5 protein-coding genes and 1 riboswitch are annotated in these 7,267 nt (G+C 37.3%); of the genes, 4 read left to right on the top strand and 1 reads right to left on the bottom strand.

Going from position 1 to position 7,267, the window contains the following annotated elements; all coding sequences use genetic code 11:
• The first annotated feature begins 296 nt into the window (after window positions 1–296).
• A riboswitch (cyclic di-GMP riboswitch) is annotated at window positions 297–382 on the top strand.
• A gap of 30 nt (window positions 383–412) precedes the next feature.
• Window positions 413–604 (top strand): anti-repressor SinI family protein, encoded by a 192-nt coding sequence (locus D8M05_RS19700; protein WP_245985549.1) that lies wholly within the window; start codon window positions 413–415, stop codon window positions 602–604.
• 810 nt (window positions 605–1,414) lie between these two features.
• On the opposite strand, the gene D8M05_RS19695 is transcribed toward D8M05_RS19700, so the two are convergent.
• Entirely contained in the window at window positions 1,415–1,747 is a 333-nt protein-coding gene (locus tag D8M05_RS19695) for a heme oxygenase (RefSeq protein WP_121134783.1), read from the bottom strand.
• Between the two features lie 250 nt (window positions 1,748–1,997).
• On the opposite strand from D8M05_RS19695, the gene D8M05_RS19690 reads away from it, so the two are divergent.
• The 3 genes from D8M05_RS19690 to helD all read left to right on the top strand — a co-directional run bounded on the left by D8M05_RS19690 (window position 1,998) and on the right by helD (window position 7,012).
• The gene (locus tag D8M05_RS19690) at window positions 1,998–3,488 is read left to right on the top strand and encodes an OmpA family protein (RefSeq protein WP_121134781.1); all 1,491 of its coding nucleotides are present in this window, start codon (window positions 1,998–2,000) and stop codon (window positions 3,486–3,488) included.
• Between the two features lie 29 nt (window positions 3,489–3,517).
• A complete protein-coding gene (locus D8M05_RS19685; protein ID WP_121134779.1) occupies window positions 3,518–4,471 on the top strand; it encodes a hypothetical protein in 954 nt (317 codons plus the stop codon).
• A gap of 213 nt (window positions 4,472–4,684) precedes the next feature.
• A complete protein-coding gene (helD, locus tag D8M05_RS19680; RefSeq protein ID WP_121134777.1) occupies window positions 4,685–7,012 on the top strand; it encodes an RNA polymerase recycling motor HelD in 2,328 nt (775 codons plus the stop codon).
• Window positions 7,013–7,267 lie beyond the last annotated feature (255 nt).

Below are 7,267 nucleotides of genomic sequence, written 5' to 3'. Positions count from 1 at the left end.
AAAATGCCTGGAACGCATCCTCTTGATAATCATTGTAACATATGGGTAAGCCGTATGCCTTAATAGGGCACGTACGGTTTGATAAGGGGGAAGCCATGAGAATGGTTTCCCTACTTTATTACTGTACACGATAAATGAAACAATAGGTTAGAAAAATGAATACATTGCTAATTTGTAATGATAGTGTAATGAGGTGTATGATATAACTTTATTAGATGATACAGAAAATTCATACATAAATACAGTTGAGAACAAAATAGTGCATATAGAGGAGTAACGGTATAAGAAAAAAGAGAATCAGAAAAAGGCAAACCTATTGAGAAATAGGGACGCAAAGCTACAGATCATAGGTTGAGGAACCTAAGATGGCTGTGCTGCCTGAAATACGGTTGTATTTTAGGAGGAGAATATGATGGGGAAAGTCAAGACAGCGTTTGATCAAGAGTGGGTAGAGTTAATTTTTGAGGCGAAGGAGGTTGGGATGAGTCTGGAAGAAGTGAAGGCCTTTTTTAAAAGTAATAAAAAGGTAGATGACGAAAAGAATCGAGTTACAAATATAAGCTCAGGGCTTGCGCTACAGATCTTACAGAAAGAAGTGGAATAACGATGTATGATAAAAGGATGTAGCATTGGTCTTTAGGCTAGTTTATGATCGAATTTACTGTAAAATTTGTCATATTTAATTTGATACGAGTACTTATGACTAGTAAAACGTAAGTGACTTTTTTATGGGATAAAAGCGATGTGCTTAATGTGCTACTTATCTCTTTTTGAGGGGCTGTTGTGCAAATAAAACATTTGATGATGTTAAGAAAGAAGCTTGGCCAAAAGTAATTAATTATAGCAAAATCCGAACAATCCTTCAAAATCTTCCAATTTAATTTAGTTCGGATTTGATATAGACTTCGGAACTCTTTAATTCAGTATTGTGCAAAACACATCGTTCCGGTAACACACTTCGCTTTCCACGGGCGGCTGGTGAGCCTTCTTCGTGCTAACGCACTACGTAGTCTCACCTAGGCCTATCCTCCCGTAGGAGTCTCCGTGTGTTTCCTCCACTGAGTTTAAGTTACTAACCATTATCTCCTGCGATATGGAAAGTCAAAAGCATTGTACTACCTCACAAGTCCGGGAGAGTGGAGGGCGGTGACTCCTGCGGGAATAGCACGTGTCCGAAGACCCCGCAGCGGCGTTTTTTCCGCGAGGAGGGCTGAGGCCGTGCCCGCGGAAAGCATCCGCCCGGAGCGATCCCGGACGGCGAGACTTGCTCCGATTTAAGATATTCTGAATTAAATTAGTCCGAAGTTTACATCAACTGTGAATTAAAATTCAACGATAGAAAGTTAACATTCTAAGTTTCCTACCCTATAATCGTTCTACTATAGAGTGAGAGTCCCAGCCGCTTAATATTGATTTAGGAAGTAGATTCTAAAACAGATGCTACTTCTGCCATAATTATTTCGCTTCCGAGAATTGGGGAATTACTCTTCTCTTCTTCTGATTTTGATTTAGAATCTTTGTGGGCCTCTTTAAAAAGGTCGCTATCCTTCCATGCTTGGAAATCCTCGTGACTTTCCCAATACATATTTACATTCATTTCATCGTAATCTACCAAATTTTGTGTAATGGTAACTTCTACTTTCTTAAACCCCTTCATTTCCTGTAATGGACCAGGTTTTGTAAATCTTGGTGCCATCTTCTCTGCAAATCCTTTTTTCATCTTTATTTTATTTGTAACAACTATCATAAATTTCCCCTCCTTTATTTCTTTAATTTTAACATGATTTGTATTTAACGGACATTTGGACGAGCTTGTCATCATAACAAAAGGGTGTGGGAGGGACTTTATCATATTTTATCTATAGGTAAAAGTAATTACACGAGAGTAAAAAATGGTGTTTTTTTCTCGGGTCAAAATACACTTTGTAATTTTCGAAATATTTGTTAGGCTAATAGAGGTTTTATGCCATTATATGTATATTGTAGGAGGTAAGTAAGTGCAAAGAAAAGTATATTTATTTTTCTTCCTGTTATTTAGTTTGGTTTTTATTGTGGGATGTAATACGGAAGCTGGTACTGATGATGTAGACCTAGATGGACAAGAAACGACCGGGATTGATGAAGAGAACGATGAGGATGAAAAGCAGGAGAAGGTTGAGGAGCCAGAAACAGCTAAACAACCAGAAAATGCAGAACAACATATCCAAGATGAGAATGAAACCGGTGAAAAAACTACAACAACCCCTGATGAAAATAAAACAGATCCAGATAGGAACTTAGGGGATTATGAAGTGTTTCTAGGTGGTGAAATGACGGAAACAGATGAGTTTATTATTATAAAAGGTGCGACAAATATTTTACCTGGTTCTAGAGTAATTGGTCAAGTAACCGTTGGTGAGAAAGATGAGGAAGAGTACTTTCAGGATACAACGGAGCTTGTTCAAGATGATGGGACATTCTATATGGAAATCCCGCATCATGACTTGAAAAAGGAAACAAAAGTAGAAGTAATGTTCCATTTTGATGGCCATCAAGATAATGAAATGATAAGGCATTATGGTGACAGAGGTCAGGAATTAGTGGGACCATATGTTTATAAGCATCAAGGAAAAGTAGGTGGGGGATCACCGCAAAATATTTTCCAAATGGCTAAAGTGGAGACTTCGTTTGTACCTGGTGAAGATAAGGCGGTACGGCAATTTAAAGAACCAGATTGGTATCCGATTCCTGAGGATATGGGTGATCCGCGTGTTTGGATTGAAGTAGAAGAAATAAATAACGGTGAAAATTACTTTTACTTACATGGAAGAAGTAATTTGCTTGAGGGTAGTATATTATCAGGTAAATATAGTGGTAAATCTGACAATGTCAGTGTAAAGCCTGATGGTTCCTTTGACATGGTTTTTGAGTATGAGTACGACGAGGATGCTTCCTTTGTTATCGAATTCGACCCTGCACATTGGGGTCAATGGAATATTATTAAAGAGACTTATGGAGCCAAAGGGCAAAAGCTTGTAGGCGATTTGGTGGTGCAGAATAAATACAATGATAATCAGACCATTATTAAGGAAGAGCGCTTAGAATCTACAGAAATTAATGTACCTGATAACGTAGAGCTGACGATAGATGGTGCTGAAGTGATGATGCTTGTGCCAGATAATCTATTATTTGACTTTGATAAATATGAGTTAAGGGAAGAGTCAAAGGATTTACTAACTGAAATTGGTGAGACATTACAATCCTTTGATAAGGTAAAAGAAATAGAGGTTAGCGGGCATACGGATAGTAATGGAGATGAGAAGTATAATCTAGATTTATCCCAAAAAAGAGCAGATGAAGTAAAAGCATTCTTAACGGAACTAGGGAATCTAGCAGAAAAGTCTATCAATACAGTAGGGTATGGTGAAGCAAAGCCGATTGCATCCAATGATAATGAAACGGGCCAAGCGAAAAACCGACGTGTTGAGATAATAATCAATTTAAGGTAATGAAAGTGAATAATGAGGGGGGAAAGGCTTTGAAGAAGAAGTATTATGTTTTCGTTAGCTTCGTATTATGTTTCATCTTATTAGCTGCTTGTGGCGACGGTGATCAAGAAACAAACGGAGAAAGTGAAGAAGTATCTGCCGAAGTTACATCTGAATCTGATGAAAAAGAAGACGGTGCAGCGGAGGAAAAAGCGAAAGAAGATGGACTTGGTGACTTTAACATTCAGTTTACTGGAGAAGTAGTTGAGGATGGAGATAAATTCATCATTGAAGGGAAAAGTAATTTAATTCCTGGTTCAAGGCTTGTCGCTCAAATTTTGGTATCTGAGGAAGAAGTATTTGCAGATACTACGGAACTAGTCGGAGAGGATGGAAGCTTCCATATGGAGCTAGATCACCATCAGTATGGGGAAGCGCAAATTGTTGTGCGATTTGATTTTGATAGTGCTCAGGATGATCCAGTAATTCGACACTATGGTGATAGAGGACAGAATCTAGAAGGTCCCTTTATTTATAAACATGAGGTTTTTGGGGAGATTTTGAAGAAAGCAGAGGTAAATGTTTCATATGATCCGAATGAACAATCGGACCTTATGTTAAAAGCACCAGAATGGAATGAACTTCCAGAGGACTATGGTGACCCAAGAGTTTGGATTGAAGTAGATGAGATTACAGAAGATGGGGAGTTCTTTTATTTAGAGGGACGAAGTAATCTACTTGAAGGGGCGAAAATCACTGGTTCCTTTGGCAATAACAGAGATGAAGGACAAATTAAACCAGATGGATCCTTTGATTTACAAATTGAGTATGAATATATAGAAGATAAGGATTTTGTAATAGAATTTGATCCACTATGGCAATGGAATGAAATTGAAGAGGCTTATGGTAGTGAAGGACAGAAAATGGTTGGTGACCTTATTCAAACAGCACAATTCTCTGATAAGCAATATGTTGAGAAGATAATCCCGTGGGAATTTGAATAATTCGATCCGTACGTAATAGCTTAATCTTTGTGTTAAAACGATTTAATTTGGAGAAAGTAAAAAGGGCAACATGGTAAAATCCATGTTGCTCTTTATTAATAATGTATGTTAAAATAAAAGAATGCTATTTGTTAAATAAAAGTGCATAATCGTACATATTAATTATAATACAATATTCCCCTGATGTCAAACATTTTATTAAGGAGTGTTTATATGCCTGAAAATAAGGACTTTTTATTTGAGCAAGAACGGATCAATCGTGTTATCGATGAAATAGACCATAAAATATCCTTGGTCGAAGCAAAGGGCGGCGCATTAAAACATGATGTTGTTTCTTTACGAAAAACATTCTGGGATGACGTAACGGTTAATTTGGATGAGCCAGACGATGTAATCGAAACACATACAAGTCTTCGTCAACAATCCGAGCTACTTTCAGAGCGAGAACGTAGTCATGGCTTAATACATAAGCAATTGGCTAATTTACAGCGTCTTAAAGTTTCCCCTTATTTTGGCCGTATAGATTTTCAGGAGATTGGTGAGGAGAAATCAGAAGATATATATATTGGATTATTCTCTTTAATGGACGAAGAGGATGAGGATTTTCTTGTATACGATTGGCGCGCACCAATTTCTAGTATGTATTATGATTACGCGCCAGGTCCCGTGAAATACAGGGCAATGGATGAGACAATTACTGGGGAAATGACGCTTAAACGGCAATATATTATTCGGAATGGAAAGCTTAAAGGGATGTTTGACACTGGGATGACCATTGGTGATGAAATGCTGCAGGAGGTTTTAAGTAATCAAGCCAATCCACAGATGAAAAATATCGTTGCAACAATCCAAAAAGAGCAAAATGAAATTATCCGTAATAACCGTAAGAAATATTTGGTTGTCAGGGGGGCTGCTGGAAGCGGAAAAACATCTGCGGCACTCCAACGTGTTGCCTTTCTTCTTTACCAGTATCGTGAAAAACTGCAAGCTGATAATATTTTATTGTTTTCCCCGAACCAAATGTTTAACAGCTATGTCGCTACCGTGCTGCCTGAACTTGGTGAGGAAAACATGCAACAAAGCACGTTCTTTCAGTATTTATCTGGGCGGATACAAAATGAATTCATGTTGGAAGATCCTTTCTCACAAATGGAATATATGCTAGGTGTTAAACGAGATGGAGACTATTATAGCCGGCAAAAGGGAATACAGTTTAAAGCAAGTCTTTCGTATAAAAATCTAATGGATACGTATATTGATTATCTAAGTAATGAAGGTATGACCTTTAAAAATATTGTATTTCGTAATGAGGTTTTCATAACGAGTGAGGAAATAACAGCGTACTTTTATCAGCTAGATAAGAATATTTCCATCCCAAATCGAATAACCCTTGTGAAGGATTGGTTGTTAGAACAATTAGCATTAAAAGAAAAAGATGAGCGGAAACAGGAATGGGTAGAAGAAGAAAGGGAATTGCTTGGACGCGCAGAATATTTAAAAGTTTACAAGAAACTTCAAAAGGAACAGCGGTTCACAGAGGATACGTTCGATGATCAAGAAAGAGAAGAAATATTATTAAACAAGTGGCTCGTCCGTAGAAGAATAAAACCATTAAAGCGAAAAATAAATCAATTAGCTTTTCTTGATGTGCCAAAAATATATCAAAATCTATTTCAGTGGCCCGAAAGTCAAGACAACATGCCAGCGTATTGGGATGAGATTGCCTATATGACAATAGAAAATCTAAAAAACAAGGAATTATTATATGAGGATGCGACACCATTTTTATATTTAAAAGATAAGCTGGAAGGAAGAAAGTCATTTATGAATATTCGTCATGTAATCATTGATGAAGCACAAGATTACTCTCCTTTTCAATTTGCTTATCTTAAAATGATTTTTCCATATAGCCAAATGACGATACTCGGTGATGTTAACCAATCGATTTTTACACATTCAGTCAATAATCAGAGTGGATTGGAAAAAGTAGATGAATTATTTGCTCCTAATGAAGTGGAGGAAATTAGATTAACTAAAAGTTACCGTTCAACAAAACAGATTATCCAGTTTGCAGAGGATATTTTAAAAGGTAATAATAAAATTGAACCATTCAATAGAAATGGTGAAAAGCCGTCTATTTCTGTTGTGGAAAACAAGGCTGTACTGCATAATACTATTGTTACCAAGGTTAAGAGCCTGTTAGATAATGGGCATCAAACGATTGCAATTATAACGAAGACAGAGCAAGAGGCAGCAGATGCCTATAGAGCATTTGAAGAGTATTTACCGTTACACCTCGTTAAAAAAGAGACGAATTCCTATGAAAAGGGAGTTCTCATTATTCCAACTTACCTTGCAAAAGGCATTGAATTTGATGCAGTTATTATCTATAACTGTAGTAACGATGTGTATGTTGAGGATGATGAAAGAACCGTGCTCTATACTGCATGTACCCGTGCCATGCATGAACTGTATTTATTTAGTCTTGGAGAGAAAAGTGCCTTATTGAATGATGTAGACAAAAATAAATATAGAGAGTGAAATGGCTGTTCTGATATAATGAAAGGCTTAGTTTTTTAACTAAGCCTTTTTAATTTGGACTGTTTTCTAAAGTATTGTTGCTGTTAATTAGATATAAGCTATGACGTAAAAGATATAAAATGCACAGTAACCTAATTTCCGTTTGTTATAACTTGGAGGAACACTCGCCGTCCGGGATCGCTCCGGGCGGATGCTTTCCGCGGGCACGGCCTCAGCCTCCTCGAGAAGACCACTCTGCGGGGTCTTCGGACACGT

Source organism: Oceanobacillus bengalensis, assembly GCF_003628445.1.
GTDB lineage: Bacteria > Bacillota > Bacilli > Bacillales > Amphibacillaceae > Oceanobacillus > Oceanobacillus bengalensis.
Note: the sequence above shows the minus strand (reverse complement) of the source record. Positions and strands in the feature narration are given on the sequence as shown.

Bases quoted from the DNA above. Each gene is read 5' to 3' on its own strand.
- D8M05_RS19700 (WP_245985549.1), top strand. From the start codon at position 413: ATGGGGAAAGTCAAGACAGCGTTTGATCAAGAGTGGGTAGAGTTAATT.
- D8M05_RS19695 (WP_121134783.1), bottom strand. From the start codon at position 1,747: ATGATAGTTGTTACAAATAAAATAAAGATGAAAAAAGGATTTGCAGAG.
- helD (WP_121134777.1), top strand. From the start codon at position 4,685: ATGCCTGAAAATAAGGACTTTTTATTTGAGCAAGAACGGATCAATCGT.